At 53.7% G+C, this 272-nt stretch carries 1 protein-coding gene; it reads right to left on the bottom strand.

The window, feature by feature from the left end; genetic code table 11:
* Positions 1 to 216: hypothetical protein (locus AC1RPR_RS08835; RefSeq protein WP_481763577.1), on the bottom strand; the 216-nt coding region annotated here is incomplete at its 3' end.
* Positions 217 to 272: the final 56 nt, after the last annotated feature.

The raw sequence follows: 272 nt of genomic DNA, 5'->3' as shown, positions 1-272 counted from the left end.
GTTGTAGGTAGCTTCAGCGAACGGAGCTGCCGACGTACCTGCGAACGAGAAACCAACGAACAGATCAGTTGATTGACCCGTCGAAGGCTGCACGCCAGCAGCCGTGTTGCCTTGCGTGCGGACAACTGCTTGGCCTTCGGCCGTGAATTGAGCGCCGAGCGCAACCAGCATTTCGGTGCTTTGCTCGATCTTCGAACCCGGGAAAGAGATAGACATGTGTTTTCTCCAGTGTGGAAATTAAGCAGGAGAACTGATTAATTGTGCAGTTCTCC

This window comes from Dellaglioa sp. CoH-57-MRSF-22 (assembly GCF_056781895.1).
Note: the sequence above shows the minus strand (reverse complement) of the source record. Positions and strands in the feature narration are given on the sequence as shown.